This window comes from Acaryochloris sp. 'Moss Beach' (genome assembly GCF_021497025.1).
Taxonomy (GTDB): Bacteria; Cyanobacteriota; Cyanobacteriia; order Thermosynechococcales; family Thermosynechococcaceae; genus Acaryochloris; species Acaryochloris marina_A.
In genome coordinates, this window is sequence record NZ_CP071717.1 from 3605987 (window position 1) to 3622481 (window position 16495).

Here is a 16495-nt window from a genome sequence, read left to right on the forward strand (position 1 = left end):
GCGAATGACTTATACCCAGTTTTTACAGGCATAGAATCTAGTTTTAGTCATTTATCAAGAGCTTTGATAACTCTTAGCCTCTTTATCACTATTTGAGTGAAAAGCTAAAAAATTTGATTGTTTGAGTTTTGACTTGGGGAAGATTTTTTGGGGAGCAGTTGATTAGGGGGAATCTGTGGGCTTAAGAATATTCAAACTTAGAAAATTCTTGGTTCATATATCAAGTAGACTAAAAAAATTATTTCTAATCTGTCTGTTGTGAGCCCATAGATGAATCATATCTAGCTAGGATTGATATTTTTTTTGCTTTACCAAACACATTTTGAATTTACCTTTTGTTTGAGTAATTGAATAGTTTCTCTTTACAAAAGTTATCTAGGTAATTTTATGTTTTATTGATGTCGTATATGTCTTTATTACTTTAAATGACTATAGATTATTATTCCTTTTCCAGTGCATATTAAAAGTTTTTATTACTTTCGTATTGCAAAATAGAGATTTTGTAAAATAAAATTAATTATGTACAGTAACTTATTCTATCTTAAGTGCTTAGATCCTATAGATAGCAAGAACTTTAGAGGAATTAAAAGATTTTATACTAGTTATATATTGGAGGTTAGAGTCATTATCTAAAAATGATTTTATATATGAGGTATGTTCTGATCTGAATCTGATGCTTCTTTAGACAGAGTGTGAAAATGTAATGCTTAAGGTAATTACAAGAATAATGTGATATGAGATGATTCGCTTGATCAGATTAGGTTGATCGTTGATTTTTGAGTGAAACTATAATTTGAAAGAGAAATAAATCTCAATGGTAAATTTTGTCGATACTATCTAGCTCATGCTTGGTTTCTTTGTTGGTGATGGATGAGTTGTGTACTTCATGAAGTCGATAGGGAGATACTGTTGACGGCTGATTAATCATTGCTATCTAAATATCTAAAATTTTATATAGAAGCTTATTTCAATAAGGCTTCTATATAAAATATAAATCTTTAATCTTGGCAATTTTTAATGCTTGAATTTAAGAGAAAAATAGCTTGAATTTGATTTATATATAGTCTTGTTTATGGGTTTATTGAGTCTTGCTTTTTATTTTTTTGTAATACTTAAAGGTCAATTAGAAACTAAGAATAGACTTTGTAGGTATCTATAAAGTCCGAGTTATTTTATTGATTAAAAATAATAATATTCTTGGCTTGAGAAAACTTTATTGGAAAGCTATGTGATCACTGCTCTGTTTGTATTTTAGGATTTAATACCTGTTCTATAAAATGAGTAATGATTGATATGAAATTGTTCCGATTTTCCCAAGGTACACGATGTCCAGAATTGAGAATTATGCGATGAGTGATTGATGGACAATGATGAGCTAGCTTTTGCCCGATTTGGCAATATTTCTCGTCTTCTACTCCTGATATATACAAAACAGGAATGTTTAAATTTTTGTAAGTTAGAGAGAAGATTGAATTGATGTCCTTTGGAGAAATTCTGAAATGCTTTTGAGATTTTGAGCCGAGAATAGTCTTTTTCTAAGGCTGAATAGGAGGGCTGGCGTCCACAGAATACGGGTAGCGAATTCCACTCCTGTATTAGGTTGTCCCAATTATCATGCAGCAATTGGATGCTCCATACGTTATCTTTTTTGAGACAGTTTCTGCGATCGCACTCTGATGCCAACCCTGAATCGGCACTAATAATGATGGCTCCTTGCCATAATTCAGGTTGGTGTAGCAGGGCATGAAACCCTAACCGTCCCCCCAAGGAATAACCCAGCAAAAAACGAGACTTAAAGGGATGCGGTTGAACGCGTTGACAAAAGAGTGCTGCCCATTCCTCTAAAGACTCTCCTGGGCTAGCCCATAGATCTTCCAAGAAAATGGACAGGCTGAGTTCAGGACTGACCGCTTGATGAAGTTGTGTTGTGATCGGTTGCCATACTTTGGGGGTTTGGAGGTTACCATGAATCATCCACACCCCAACTTCAGACGGCAAAATAGATTTTGGTGACATGATGCTCAGTATATGATTTCACTAGGCCAATAGAGGTGGCTATGCCTTGGCCAAACGTGGCCCTGCTAAAGCTGTTCGTTTAAATGTCTACACTGCACCTGTTTGGAATTCGCCATCATGGACCGGGCTCAGCTCGGAGTTTACGACAGAGTTTAGAAAGCCTAGAGCCTGATTTGATTTTGGTGGAGGGGCCACCGGATGCTGCTGGAGTGATTGAGCAGATCGTTAACCCGGACATGAGTCCTCCTGTCGCTATTTTGATCTATTCTCCTGAGGAACCTCAACAAGCCGTTTATTATCCCTTTGCTGTCTTTTCGCCAGAATGGCAGGCGATGGACTATGGCCTCACAGAGCAAGTTCCTGTGCAGTGGATGGACTTGCCTCAGACCCATCAGCTTGCTTTGCGACAGCAGCTCGATCAACAGTTTGAGCCACCAGGGGCGGATAGTAGTGCCGGTGATGAGTCTCCAGAGTCTGCTCTACCCGAAATTCGTCATGACCCACTGTTTTGGCTCGCCCAAGCGGCTGGATTTAACGATAGTGAGCGCTGGTGGGAGCGGATGGTTGAGCAGCGCTCTGAAACCACCGATCTGTTTCCCGCCATTGTGGAAGCGATGACGGCGCTGCGAACAGAGATGGAAAAGGACTATCCGCCGGATCTCAACAGCAATCCAGATTATCGAGAAGCTTTGCGAGAAGCCTACATGCGGCAAACGATTCGCAAAGCTAAAAAAGCAGGGCATGAGAAAATTGCGATTGTTTGTGGAGCTTGGCATACCCCCGCTTTGGCGGAACCCTTTCCACCAGCTAAACAAGATACGGCCTTACTCAAAGGCTTACCTAAACTGAAGGTGACCTCCACCTGGATTCCCTGGACCTATGAACGGCTGGCAGATCGCAGTGGCTATGGCGCTGGGATTGCTGCTCCCGGCTGGTATCACCATTTATGGACCGCATCGGATCAGCCCACTATTCACTGGTTGACCCATGTGGCCCGGTTGCTGCGTCAGGCAGATGTGGATGCTTCCTCGGCTAGCGTGATTGAGGCGGTGCGGCTGGCGAATTCTTTAGCAGCGCTCCGGGACTGTCCCACACCGGGATTGCCAGAGCTAAATGAAGCCGCCCAGACGGTCCTCTGTTTTGGAGATGAATTACCTTTACGGTTGATTCACGAGCGATTGATTATTAGCGATCGCATGGGCCAAGTTCCCGACGATACGCCGATGGTGCCTTTGCAGGTAGATTTGCAGCGTTGGCAAAAGAAGCTGTGGCTTAAACCCCAGGTGACGTCTAAGGAGCTGGCTCTGGATTTACGGAAGCCGAATGATTTGTTGCGATCGCAACTCTTGCATCGTCTCAATTTGCTGGGAATTCCCTGGGGCCGCCCTACCTTTAGTCGTGGTAAAGGCACCTTCAAAGAAGCTTGGATGCTAGAGTGGCAGCCTGAGTTTGAGATTGCCCTCATTGAAGCAGGTCAATGGGGAAATACGATTGAAGCTGCAACGATAGCCTATGCCTGTGATGTGGCCGAAAAGGCTCCCAATTTGCCGAGATTGACTGAGCTGTTAGACCAAGTGCTATTGGCGGATCTTCCCGAGGCCATTGCCCAACTAATGCTCTGCTTGCAGGCTGAAGCTGCTGTCGCCAGTGATGTGGTGCATCTGATGTCGGCCTTACCGTCTTTAGCCCAAATCTTGCGATATCGCGATGTGCGTCAAACGGATACGGATGTTGTGACCCATGTGGTGGATGGCTTAGTCACTCGCATCTGTATTGGTTTACCGGGGGCTTGTGCGTCCCTGGATGATGACGCAGCAGCCATGATGGATCGGCAAATTATGCAAACCCATAGTGCGATTAATTTGCTGCAAAATCAGGACCACCAGCAGATGTGGTGGATGGTGTTACAACAACTGGCCCATCGAGAGAGTTTGCATGGATTGCTCGGCGGTCGGTGCTGTCGGCTACTGCTCGATGGGGGACAGTTCGAACCGGCAAGGGCGGCCCAACGGTTGGGGTTAGCGTTATCCTTGGCGACGGAACCGACTCAAGCAGCAGCCTGGATTGAAGGCTTTCTCAAGGGCAGTGGCCTGTTGTTACTCCACGATCAGGAGATTTGGCAGGTGCTCGATCAGTGGGTTTGTGAATTGGCACCGGAGACCTTTGTGACGCTGTTACCGTTGTTGCGGCGGACGTTCTCGACGTTTCCGGCAGCAGAACGGCGACAAATGGGAGAACGAGTGACGCAAGGAAGTGTGGGGACTGGATTGCAGGGTTGGGAATCGGAGGTATTGGATTGCGATCGCGCCGAACAGGTTTTACCTCTGGTTGCTCAGCTTCTCGGACTATCTGCACCCAATTTATAAGCACTGCGATGGGCTACGAGTGTTGGATAGCTTGTTGTGCCTGTTCTCGTTTTTCCACAATATCTGGCCTATTGGAATCATCCGCTAAAATATGGTTATAGGCTGAGATGGCAGCCTTATAGTGCTTGAACTGGAACAGCAGATCTCCATATTGACTCCAAGATGGGTCATCGTCTGGATCAAACTGAACTAGGTGCGGATAAGTCTGAATGAAGGTTGCATGACAGTCTTCTACCAAAGAAAGCCTCAACACTTCGAGATTGAGGTCTCTGGAAATCCATAGGTTTGTGTGTGACTCTAATCGCAAATCATCGATGTAATCTTGCAGTGTAGGCTTGACCTGCCGAAAAGACGGAACATCATCAAAATTGCCATACACATTCACACTCCCAGAACTCAAAAGATCAAGGTAGACCACAAACCATCGTCTATTCTCTGGGTGAGTTTGACTACGCCGCTCCCTGAATTCACGAATCAGCGGTTCCAATGCCTCAGCATGTTTGATCATCCTTTGACTACACCCACGATGTATTTCAAAACAAGATCCTGCAATTTGTATTTCAAAATCGCTGAGTGAAGATTCTGTGGGGAAGTATGGTGACATAACATCAGCGATCTGGTGCATAAGATCTTCTTCCCATGGAGCGACTTTTTCACGCTGCTGGATATGTTTTTGATCCAGCCAATCCCAGATGTCGGGGTGATTTTTACTTGGATCAAAGAGGAGTTCTTCACGAGTTCTAGGTATGATTTGCACAACCTCGTGTAGCCATATATCGACTTCATCAATCCAGCCATTATTCGGATCAGTCTCAAAGTCAGACCGACAACAATAATCCCAAAAAGTATCCTGTATCAGTCTTTCTAAAAACTCTTCCAGTGAGTTGGCAAGAACTAAGCATCCGCTTTCATGAATGATTACGATAGGTGCATTGTCAGGAGAACAATCTTCATAAAACCAATATCCAACCCTATCTCCTACGCTGCTAAGCATAAAAATACCGAAATGGTTAGCTAGGTCGTTGCCGTTCTTGATGTAATAGTCATCAAAGAATACTCCTTTTAAGAGTGGCTCTTCATCACAGTGGTAGTAGCGATATTTTTGGTGGAGAAGCGTCAACAACTCTATCAGCCGCTCGGGCAAGGCGATTGAGCAGGGAAAATGTTGCCGAATACTTGGTAAATCAATAAATCTATTGTTTTGCATCACTACAGTGTCATCAGTTGCAATGAAGAAATTGCCGTTACCAAAGCTGCTGTTAATGCGTCTGATAAGCTGATTATTCCCTGCAATCTAGTCTTATACCAACAGGTATTCAATGTGATGGGACCTCTAGCTTCTCTAACTCCCTGAAGCACCACCACTAGAAACTTGTTCTCAAACATTGCTATGAGAATTTTGTATCCCTGCAACCCGCTAGAGTCTCAAGAACCCGATCAACCGTTTACGGACGAATTTGTGGCAGTTCAGCAATTGGGAATCCCCATTTCCCTGTTTGCTTACGATGATTTGAGTTTTGGCGATTTTAAGCCTCGGCCCCGTATTGAGTCCGGTGAAGCGGTTTTATATCGTGGCTGGATGTTTAATCTCACTACCTATCAGAACTTTACCGCTTTGATTGGCAAGAGAGGAGGGATTCCAGTGACCTCAGCCGCAGATTATGCCCATTGCCACCATCTCAATCAGTGGTATTCAGCCTGTGCTGACCTCACTCCAGAAACCGTGTTTCTGGGAACAGGCTCCAACTATCTGGAACAAATCTCTAATTTGAACTGGGACGCTTACTTTATCAAAGACTTTGTGAAATCCAACACCGATGCCCAAGGGTCCGTTGCCAACACCCCAGAACAAGCCGTCAACATTATCCACCTAATCGAACAGTATCGGGGCGAACTGGAAGGAGGGGTTGCGGTTCGCAGAGTAGAACACTTTCAGCCCCAATCTGAACAGCGATATTTCGTCGTCAATGGCACTGCGTATTCCCCAACTTCAGGTATACCAGCCATCATTGAAACCGTAATTCAACGAATAGATGCCCCTTTCTACTCCGTTGATGTCGCCCAAACTTTAGAAGGTCAAGAGCGGATCGTAGAGTTAGGAGATGGCCAAGTCTCAGAACGTAAAATGTGGCCTCTCGACCGATTTGTCAAAATGCTTGCTCACATGGGCTAGCGCAGCACTAGACCTTGCTTTTTTGTCCTTGCTTGAGCGATTACCTGCTATTGCCCGCCCTAAAATTCAAACCCATGACTGACTCCTCACTGCACCTGCTGTCTGCTTTTACAACTGATCCAAAAGGGGGGAACCCTGCTGGAGTGTGGATTGGCGATACCCTGCCAACCCCGGAAACCATGCAGCGAATCGCGGCTGAAGTGGGTTTTTCGGAGACAGCATTTGTGGTGCCAAAAACTGGATTTGAGCGAACGGTCCGTTACTACAGTCCAGAAGTAGAAGTACCCTTTTGTGGACATGCCACCGTTGCAACTGGAGTGGTCCTCGGTGAATTAAGTGGTGAGGGAACGTATAAATTAGCAACGACTGTAGGAGAAGTCCCCGTGGCTGTTAGTGTCCAAGAGGGGCAATGGCAAGCTGCTTTGACGTCCGTAGAACCCACCTATACCCAAGCTTCGGATGCATTAGTAGCGGATATTTTATCTGCCTTGGGTTGGCAGTTGGATGAGCTAGATCTATCTATCCCACCGGCTCGGGCCTATGCCGGGGCGTGGCATTTGGTGTTGGCCGTTTCTCAGGCAGAGCGGCTGGCTCATTTAGATTACGATTTTGACCGACTCAAAGCCCTGATGCAGCAGGATGGCCTGTTAACGCTACAGTTAATCTGGCGAGAGAGTCCTAGCGTTTTTCATTCCCGTAATCCCTTCCCGGTGGGTGGTGTAGTGGAAGACCCGGCCACGGGGGCTGCTGCAGCGGCTTTAGGCGGGTATCTACGGGATGCTCAGTTAATCTCTGTTCCCCATCAGATTATGATTCGCCAAGGAGAAGCGATGGGGCGGCCTAGTCGATTGGTGGTGGATATTCCTGCTAGCGGTGGAATTGAGGTGAGCGGGATGGCAGTACGTCTCTAAGTTAGCCACGTTTGAGGAGCAGCTTTACCAAAGGCCGAATATCAACATGACTCAGTGAGGACGACTGGGTGGAGCATCTTCGCTTTATAAAGCTTGGACAGCCTGAGCTATCTGCTGTCGCAACCACTGATGTTGAGGACTATGGGTATGCCGCTGATGCCAAACCATAGATACCGTAAACCCTGTGATATCCATCGGAGGTGGCAACAATTTTAACCCCATGGCCTTGGCACATTGTTCTGCCATCCGTTTCGGCAATAGCGCCACACAATCTGTTCGGGCTAGCAAAAACGGCACTGACATAAAATGTGGCGTAGACCAAATCACTGACCGGGCTTGCTGTTTTTCTGCCAAGCGGCGATCCACAATTCCCAGAAAATCATCCCGAAGCGAGACCAGAATATGAGATCTGGCGACATAATCAGTGAAAGACATCTCCGTCAGCGGATTTTCACTACGCACTACACACACAAATTCTTCTTCGTAGAGCGCTTGTTGGTCATGCCAAGGCTTGCGATCTAATTCAGCACCGATAAACAGATCTATCCTATTGGCATCCAATGCCGCTAATACCTCATCTTTCTTGGTGCTGCATATCCTAATCTGCACTTGGGGGGCATCAACCATTAGCTTAGAGAGCACTTGTCCACCGATGGTTGCTTCTACATAGTCATTCGTCGCCATGCGAAAATCTACCTTCGTCGTGGCTGGATCAAAGGTTTCTTTCACTAGCAGGGTTGCTTGAATATCGGTCAATACCTGCCGCACTTGCCCACTGATTTCACGGGCATAGGGAGTCACTTCCATTTGGCGTTGCGAAACCCGAATCAAGATCGGATCGTTCAAGACCTTGCGGAGCCGTTTTAGGGCATGGCTCATGGCCGATTGACTCATATGTAGCCGCTCAGCTGCCTGAGTCACACTCGCTTCAGCGATCAGAATATCTAAAACCAGCAGTAGATTCAGATCTAGTTGGCGCAGATTGGCATAGTCAAGGGTCATGGGGTTGCTCCTTGGTATGTATGCAATCGATGGCAGCTATGCATAGTATTCGTTTGACTAATCTATTTTTCCTTTTTAGTCTACCGATAGAGCGTCAGTCATTCTGGCCTCTTTCAAAAAATCTGAGGTAGAACGATGACTCGTGTTGTTCGTATTCATGAATTTGGAGGTCCTGAAGGTCTCAAAATTGACAACCTAGACCTCCCTGAACCGGGGCCTGGCGAAGTGCGTATTGCAATACGGGCGATTGGTCTCAATCGTGCCGATGGCCTCCTCCGCCAAAATCAATATATTGAAACGCCGGAGCTTCCATCCAAGTTGGGCTATGACGTTGCCGGTACGGTAGAGGCCGTAGGACCTGATGTGGATAACGTTACGGTGGGCGATCGCATTCTCACCATCCCAACCTTCTCTCAAGCCGATTATGGAGTTTATGGTGAAGCCGCAATTGTCCCCGCTAATGCCCTCTGGCCCTGGCCCGATACTCTTTCCGCTGAGCAGGCTGCTTGTGTAGGTGTCCAGTACACTACCGTCTACTTTGCCCTGCAAAGGGTTGGTCATTTACAGGTCGGCGATACCGTTTTACTCACTGCAGCTACGGGGGGCGTTGGTTTTGCCGCTATTGCTGTAGCCAAACAAATGGGGGCGACGGTTATCGCGACCACTCGCAAGCAGGCCAAAGCCGATGCCCTCCGCCAAGCGGGGGCAGATCATGTCGTGGTCACTAGCGAAGAAGACCTGGCAGAGCGGATTCAGGCGATTACTTCGGGTCAGGGTGTCGCAGTGATCTTTGATGCGATCGCAGGCCGTACCATTCCCACCCTTCTTGACTGCCTAGCCATGGGAGGCTGCTGTATTTTGTATGGTCTCCTCGATTCAACGGAACCTACCTTACCCGTGATGCCATTTCTGCTCAAAAACATCAGTCTGCATGGGTATACCGTGTTTGCCTATACGGGCTATCCCAATTTTGGTCTGCCTCAACAAACAGAAGCGGTAGTAGCAGCCCGTGAATTTCTCCTTCCCCGTCTAGCAGATGGCCGTTTGCAGCCGATGGTCAGTGAAACCTTCCCCTTTGAAGAAGTCGTTGCTGCCCACCATGCTTTAGAGTCCAATCAGCAAACTGGCAAAATTGTGTTGAAAGTTCATTCGCGATAGAGCACTGGAGGCAAGGTTTGGGTCACCTGATGCAAAACCTCAGCATATCGCTCACAACCCCTGGGGCATATTGCTCCGTCCCCCAGGCCTAGGCCGCATCTGAGAGGCCGGGCAGTTTTCTCTCTAGAACATCATCAATGGCCTGGGCAAATGGGTGAGCATTGAGAGGAGCCACCTTAAATCCATTGCAACTGTCTTGCATCATATCTCGCAGCCCCTCTAAATTAGAAGCAACCACAGAGGTTCTGGCTTTATTGGCCTCCAAGATCACCACGTCAAAGCCTTCCATATCTCTTTCAAAACCACATTAGAACCGATCAGCGTTACCCTCTAAAAAGTGTATGGGTCGCTTTCAAGAGAGGAGTTTTGTTCTAATGCCCCTGAATCGTATTGAACCCGGTCCGGGTCAAGAATCTGTTTGGGATTATCCTCGTCCTCCTCGTTTAGAAGACTCTTCTAAACATCTGCAGATCATTATTAATGGGGTTACCTTAGCTGATACCCACCAGGCCAAGCGAGTCCTAGAGACCAGTCATCCGCCGGTCTACTATATTCCGCCCACTGATATTCAAATGGAATATTTACAGCTAACGCGGCGATCGACGTTTTGTGAGTGGAAAGGATCTGCAGGATATTACACGGTAACCGTGTGCGATCGCATCGAAGAAAACGTAGGTTGGTTTTACGCCAATCCCACCCCTCGCTTCGCTGATCTCAAAGATTACGTCGCCTTCTATCCTAGCCGCATGGACGTTTGCACCCTCGATGGAGAAGTGGTCCAGGCCCAGTCTGGTGATTTTTACGGTGGTTGGATTACACCTGATATTGTTGGCCCCTTTAAAGGCGGTGCCGGAACTTGGGGATGGTAAATATGCAAAGGATTCCCCAAACAACTTGAGGCGTTCTCGCTATATCTATCTACTGCACCGCAACTTCATAGACTGCTTGAACGGCAGCCATCGGCTTTAAAGACTCACTATAATCCCATTGCACATGGGTATAAGCTTCAGCCGGTGCAGGCTCCATCTTGACCGTTCCATCCGGCTGAGTCACCTCCAGCATGGGTTGTTCAGCATAAGTCTGACCATCATCAATACTGTAGGTAAGCGTGGCACCGTTGGCCCGAGCAGAATCCAATACGTAAGCTGTTTTGTTGGGAATGGGTTGGTTGATTTTTAGCTCCGAAGCGGATTTATCCCCAGCATTCTCACTTAGCAAGGTATAGCGCAAGACATCACCCGGACGGACAGTGACATTACCCTCTACAGCTTCCCAGACGATTTCTTGCTCCCCTTCTGCGTTGGTAGAAATGACTTGTTTCTCTGCAGATAGTGCTAGTTTTACCTCTAGCTGTAATATTTTTTGCACCAGCTCTGCGCCAGCCTTTTGCAAATTAGCAAAGACCGGAGTGCCGCTGGCAAAAGGAACAGCTACAGCAACCGCTAAAATACCCAGACCAATTGATAAGCGACGTTTCATTATTTGAAGACCTTTGAAATGCAACAGTAGAGGGATTGAGAAGGATTGAACCCTATCAACAGATGATCTGTTGATAGGGTTCAATCCTAACCCCCATTACTTAATACGACGACGGAAGAAGAACTGACCCCGCTGACCTGGATCAACTTGTCCGACCTCATTCTCATATTTCTGGATTTTGGTATCATCCACCGGATCCGATGTGGTCAAAGGATTGGGATCATCACTGTTCGTGAAGTATCTCACGGTCCCTTGATCTGCGCTCGTATTTTGCTGATGGTTAGAGAAGCCCGCCCAGTTATTAGTTGTGCCTCCCACAATCGCAGTGCCATCTTCTACTAAGGTCAAGTCAGGAATTGTCAAACCGATGTTGCCATTCCCCACGACAGGAGTAGAAATATTCTCGTAAGTAACCCGGTACTCCAGCTGATAATCCAGCTGGATATTAACACCATCTAAAATAGTCTGATCAGAGGTCCAGGCCTGAATGACCTCCCCATTGGCGTCCAGTACTTGGACTTCTTTGATGACTTGTAAAAAGCCAGTATACAGACGATCAATCGTCACATTATTGGTAGTTTCTCCCGTAAAACCCGGATTATTGACGGGATCATCATCCGCAAAAGCCAAGATGGGAATGGGAATCTCATCATTGAGCCCCACCCCATCCGGTAGATCCACCGTCACCGAATAGTTAATGGTCCTTCCTCCGGGTAAATCACCAACATTCACATGCTTAGGCGTACCATCAGCAACACCCCCCGTCGTACTAGCAAGCAGCTCAAAGGTATTGGTGGTACTATCCCATCGATAGGTCGCGGTTAGCTCATCACCATTCCCAGGATTACCATCCGGATCATAAGCAATAGTGACAACCGTACCGTTGGGGATATCAGCATCTGTTCCATATTGCCCCGTCAATGTACTATCATCAGCTCCCTCAGCCTGAGTTGGGGAAATCGGCTGAATCGTGACATCAGCGATAAACCCGGTGCTTGCTGGATTTTGAACGGAATTGGTGAAGGTAGATGGAGCCGGGTCAAAGGTATCAGTAGGACCTAGATTTTGCGGGATATCAGTCGATCGATTCGTAAAATCATCATCGTCATCAGAGGGCCCTCCTGCTCCAGGCACACCATCGGGACCATTGAGAATATCGTCACTAGCTGCCACTTCTCCTAAGCGGATCACATTGGCTTCACCATTAGGACCCGTTCCATTGTTGCCGTTGCCTGCATCCGTACCTTGCGTGACTGGATTTGCAACCCCTGTATCGGTTGTCGGGTTATAGTTACTTCCAGTTGGGCTGGGAGGCGTTTGATTGTCATTAAAGTTATTGGGGTGAGAATCACCCGATTCATCATAAATAACTTGGTTAGACGGATCGCCAAACGTTTCTCCAAACACCTGGGCTAAGTTGTTCACCTGTCCACCTAGGGGTGGCAAGCCAGATGTAATTACGGTAAAGCGAAATGGCGTTACGGTTGTCCCTCTACCTAGAACAGGCCCACCCACAAAAACAAATCCAAGCCGTGTCACTGAAGTCAGAGGCGGTGGCGTTGTGACCCAAGCTGCAGCTGTTGCTGGTGTACTGGTTGGTGTAGTGGTATAAACAGCTTGCCAATTGGCTGGAATGTTATCAATCGAAGACAGCTTTGTCCCCACAGGAATAGCATCAGAGACAAGAATTTGGGGAGTCGATGTGCCGTTCAAATTAATTGGCGTTCCCTCTAAATTAGTAGGAACAAAAGCAGCATTCGGTGAGGTATTCTCAACGGTTAGCTCTAAATCATAGGTAATTAAGTCATCGTTAGCTGCCGGAGTCGGTCCTGGGTTGAGATTAGATGCTGTCTTGGCTATCGTTGCCAAAGCAATCGGTCTGAGGGAGCTACCAAAAGGAATGCTATTCGTCGCACTGGCTTCCCGTTCACCATTTTCCGGTGCACCATTACTTGGATCAGCATCAATGGTACGAAGGTCATTTGAGCGAGCACCATCTGCATTATCAGGTTGGTTTTGAGTACTGGCACTATTGTTATTGGGACCTGTATTACCTAGTGTGACTCCGACATCGGCACCAGCGGGTATATTCGAGGCTGGAGTCCCTGTCACACGAATCTTTAAGACCTGATCAGGATCTAGATCTGCTAATCCAGTTATCGACAGTGCACTCAGGTTAGAACCACCTGCAGGTACCGTCGCTAGTACTGTACCTGCTGCATTTACAATCTGAACCGTACTGGGTACAAAATTCTCAGCATTCAGATTATTTGTACCAGGGATAAATAAGTCAGTCGGCGCATTACCAATATTGGTGATATCGAAGGTAAAGGTTAAAGTATCCCCAGCATCAACGGATCCACCATTTACATCAGCAAATCCAGAAGGTACAGCCGATAAACCTGCAACTTCAGCAACAGTGACTGTAATCGTATTGGATGTTGTATCAATGGTCGTTGGGGATGAAGGATCATCCTTATAGGTGCCAGTGGCGGTATTGGTGATCTGTTCCCCTGCAGCGGTTCCTAAAGCAAAGGCAGGGAAAAGGGGCTGAAGAAGACTACTGGCCAAAATGGCGGCAATGGCGAGAGGGCCAACTTTACGTGGAGAAGTATAGGACTGAGTTCTATCGTCATTCATGTCGTCTTGGAGTTCTTGGTAATGGGGAACACAGAAAATCAGGATCTGCAGCAAGGAATCACAATTCACTCGCAATCAAACAATATTGATCACTTCAAGTTCAAGCTGGACCCTTTCACTTGAGTTGTAGAGTGCCGTTTTTCCCCATTTCATAACGAAATTAGAAAGTCAGCTTACTCTCCCCGGTCTATTAGGATTCAGGGACAATATAGTTTTGCAAAGTCAGTGCTAATGATGCACATGAGTTGTCAGATCTACACAGATCTAGGGTTCCCATCGATAAAACTTAAAATGACATCTCAATCCAGACCCCTCATTGATTTAGATGTAGTTAGCTTTTTCTAGTTATTCAAGAAGGTAATAATAATATGGTTTTATCTTGAGTATTTCTCAATGTTTCGGCTCAATTAAAATGAATTTAAATTTTGTCTAGTTAATATAGATAATCTTCGATTTTATTAAAATAAATAACCGCGTTAAATGAGTATGAAATCTAGAAAGTTAATCTCAGGTAATTGCCTTGTCTAGTGAATTTCTATAGAGGAATTAGTTTGCTTATCTCTCTTGTAGATACTACTAATAAAGTAATGTTACTTAAGCCAGAAGAATCAGCCGCTTCTCCACCCAATTCCGACGTAGTCTGCATTATAATAGATCTCGTAAAATATTATGGTGACTGAGTTATAAGGTTATGGCAGAAATTAAATCAATTGCTAATCTCACCATAAAAAACGCCAAAAAAATATATGGTGTACGGTATAGATTAAATTACATTATGGTCAATATAAATCATCTAGTTTTCTGGTTGATTTATATGGGTAATTTGAATTTGATAAATACTCCCTGCTTACAGAATTCTCGATTAAAAATGATTGAAATCTTGAATCTCTATATGAAGTACAAATCTTTTGAATAAATGAGGTATTCAATCTGCCCTATAAGGAAAGAGGCTGTCAATATATTGCCTTGGACAAATGCTGAGGCAGAGTCAGAGGATTGTGTGGATTATGTCCAGGGTAACCATGCCTTCTACTCAATAAAGAAATTGCCGACTTTTCTTAATAACAAGTGAAGTATTGAAGAAAAATTATTCTTCAGAACTCGCAAACTGAGCAAAGAGTTGAGCTCCTGTCATGTCATGGGTTTTATTAGCAAAGCTGTAGAAGTCAGGTTTCTCCTCAATAAAAACTTGATGATCAAACAGAAATTCTTCGCTGTTAGTAAACAGTCCCACAGGGATAAAGTGCTGCTGTGTTTCTTTTAAGCGGTAAAACAGGTGCGTGCCGCAGGTCTGGCAAAATCCTCGTTCAGCCCAATCAGAAGAATTAAAGATCGAAATTTTCTCTTGGTTCTCAAACATCACTTCTGTGCCACACTCTGTTGCAAAAAACGGTCCTCCAGACCATTGACGACAGGTTGAACAATGGCAAGCACCCACGTTGGGATTCACCGCCTTAGCAACCACATGAACTGCTCCACAGAGGCAACTTCCTTGCGCTTCTAGCAAATTTGACATCAAAGGCTCCCATGTAAATATTCAGGCATTATAGGGGGTGTTTTATTTCCTGTGAATCCTAAATTTAAGCAAGCTTATCTTTTTTGTTGCCACCGCAGAGTTTTTCCTGGTCTCAGCAGCAAAACTACCCCAATGAATCCAGTCATAATATTGGGTAACCAAGCTCCAAGCCACGGCGAAATGATGCCTAATTGGCCCCAAGCATCAGCGATGAAAATGAGGATATATTGCCCCAACACCACAATCAGACTTATACCAAAGCCATTGCTAACGGCCAATCGATGCTGACTGATGCCTAAAGAACTTCCTACCAATCCAAAGACGATCACTGTAAATGGGAGCGAAACTTTGCGATGAATTTGGATCGCTAAGGCCCTGACTTGAGTTGGATTACCTGTTTGTCGGAGTTTGGCTAGCAGCTGTTTTGACTGGGCGAGGGTCACCCCATTGGGGTTGATGTCATGATCAGCAAAAGACAATGGAGGCGGCAGTTGTAGTTCCTGTTTTGAAAACTCAATAATATGTTTCTCAGCTCCATCAGTCCCGACGGCATAGATGGAGCCATCCTCAAAAGTCCAGAGATTTTGTTCTGCATGCCAGGTCGCTGATTTAGCAACTAAGATCTGCTGATGGTTGGGCAACGTCCAATCGATAACGGTTATTCCAGACAAGGTTTTTTCCTGGGCCGTTTGAGCATAAAAGAGGCGGCGCAGTTTTTGATTGGGACCGATATCTTGATAAACGATATGGCGGTCCTGGAGTGAAAATTGCCCTGCTTGCAAGGTTTGAAGAAGTAGATGTTGTGAGTGAGCTTGACTCATGGGAACAACGCTTTCTGTTAGTCCCAACATCAATAGACAGGCCAATAGTGAAAAACCAAGACAAGAGCCAATCAATCGATTTAAGTCCATCCCTGTGGATTGGAGTGCCATCAGCTCACCATTGCCCTGCAACCGGGATAAGGTCAGCAAACAGGCTAATAGTACTGACATGGGAATGGCGAGGCTGACAAAGTAAGGTAGCTGTAGGGCGAGGATCGATAGTGCGATCGCAAGGGGTAACCGCGCCTCTGAAACCTGACGCAACAGGTCAAACAAGACGGCAGCCGACACACCAATGGACGAAAAAGCTCCCATCCCCCACAAAAAAGGCGGCAACAATTGTCGAAACAGATAGCGATCGATCAAAGCCAATCGTTGCCGCCCTAAAACCCTGCTCACTCTAGACACCAGCT

General features: G+C 45.9%; 13 protein-coding genes. 5 read left to right on the forward strand and 8 right to left on the reverse strand.

What is annotated here, in order from left to right:
- Positions 1-1251: 1251 nt before the first annotated feature.
- Positions 1252-2016 (reverse strand): hypothetical protein, encoded by a 765-nt coding sequence (locus HRE53_RS17025; protein WP_235107298.1) that lies wholly within the window; start codon positions 2014-2016, stop codon positions 1252-1254.
- Between the two features lie 83 nt (positions 2017-2099).
- On the opposite strand from HRE53_RS17025, the gene HRE53_RS17030 reads away from it, so the two are divergent.
- Positions 2100-4382 (forward strand): DUF5682 family protein, encoded by a 2283-nt coding sequence (locus HRE53_RS17030; RefSeq protein ID WP_235107299.1) that lies wholly within the window; start codon positions 2100-2102, stop codon positions 4380-4382.
- Between the two features lie 13 nt (positions 4383-4395).
- Here HRE53_RS17030 and HRE53_RS17035 read toward each other — a convergent pair whose 3' ends face one another.
- Entirely contained in the window at positions 4396-5589 is a 1194-nt protein-coding gene (locus tag HRE53_RS17035) for a M48 family metallopeptidase (protein WP_235107300.1), read from the reverse strand.
- A 183-nt stretch (positions 5590-5772) separates the two neighbouring features.
- Here HRE53_RS17035 and HRE53_RS17040 point away from each other — a divergent pair, with 183 nt between their 5' ends.
- The gene (locus HRE53_RS17040) at positions 5773-6555 is read left to right on the forward strand and encodes an ATP-grasp domain-containing protein (RefSeq protein ID WP_235107301.1); all 783 of its coding nucleotides are present in this window, start codon (positions 5773-5775) and stop codon (positions 6553-6555) included.
- Positions 6556-6629: 74 nt separating this feature from the next.
- Positions 6630-7466, forward strand: coding sequence for a PhzF family phenazine biosynthesis protein (locus tag HRE53_RS17045; protein ID WP_235107302.1), 837 nt, complete (start codon positions 6630-6632; stop codon positions 7464-7466).
- An 84-nt stretch (positions 7467-7550) separates the two neighbouring features.
- On the opposite strand, the gene HRE53_RS17050 is transcribed toward HRE53_RS17045, so the two are convergent.
- Positions 7551-8468 carry a LysR family transcriptional regulator gene (locus tag HRE53_RS17050; protein WP_235107303.1) on the reverse strand — a complete coding sequence of 306 codons (918 nt, stop codon included), beginning with the start codon at positions 8466-8468 and terminating at the stop codon, positions 7551-7553.
- 135 nt (positions 8469-8603) lie between these two features.
- Here HRE53_RS17050 and HRE53_RS17055 point away from each other — a divergent pair, with 135 nt between their 5' ends.
- The gene (locus tag HRE53_RS17055) at positions 8604-9626 is read left to right on the forward strand and encodes a zinc-dependent alcohol dehydrogenase family protein (protein WP_235107304.1); all 1023 of its coding nucleotides are present in this window, start codon (positions 8604-8606) and stop codon (positions 9624-9626) included.
- 88 nt (positions 9627-9714) lie between these two features.
- Here the strand turns inward: HRE53_RS17055 and HRE53_RS17060 are convergent, their stop codons facing one another.
- Positions 9715-9915 (reverse strand): glycosyltransferase, encoded by a 201-nt coding sequence (locus tag HRE53_RS17060; RefSeq protein WP_235107305.1) that lies wholly within the window; start codon positions 9913-9915, stop codon positions 9715-9717.
- Positions 9916-10000: 85 nt separating this feature from the next.
- On the opposite strand from HRE53_RS17060, the gene HRE53_RS17065 reads away from it, so the two are divergent.
- Positions 10001-10495, forward strand: a complete 495-nt coding sequence (locus tag HRE53_RS17065; protein WP_212664500.1) for a DUF427 domain-containing protein — start codon at positions 10001-10003, stop codon at positions 10493-10495.
- 49 nt (positions 10496-10544) lie between these two features.
- On the opposite strand, the gene HRE53_RS17070 is transcribed toward HRE53_RS17065, so the two are convergent.
- The 4 genes from HRE53_RS17070 to HRE53_RS17085 all read right to left on the reverse strand — a co-directional run bounded on the left by HRE53_RS17070 (position 10545) and on the right by HRE53_RS17085 (position 16481).
- A complete protein-coding gene (locus HRE53_RS17070) occupies positions 10545-11105 on the reverse strand; it encodes a hypothetical protein (protein WP_235107306.1) in 561 nt (186 codons plus the stop codon).
- Between the two features lie 96 nt (positions 11106-11201).
- Entirely contained in the window at positions 11202-13799 is a 2598-nt protein-coding gene (locus HRE53_RS17075) for a hypothetical protein (protein WP_235107307.1), read from the reverse strand.
- Between the two features lie 1033 nt (positions 13800-14832).
- Positions 14833-15261, reverse strand: coding sequence for a GFA family protein (locus HRE53_RS17080; RefSeq protein WP_212664503.1), 429 nt, complete (start codon positions 15259-15261; stop codon positions 14833-14835).
- A 74-nt stretch (positions 15262-15335) separates the two neighbouring features.
- Positions 15336-16481 (reverse strand): LptF/LptG family permease, encoded by a 1146-nt coding sequence (locus HRE53_RS17085; RefSeq protein WP_235107308.1) that lies wholly within the window; start codon positions 16479-16481, stop codon positions 15336-15338.
- Positions 16482-16495 lie beyond the last annotated feature (14 nt).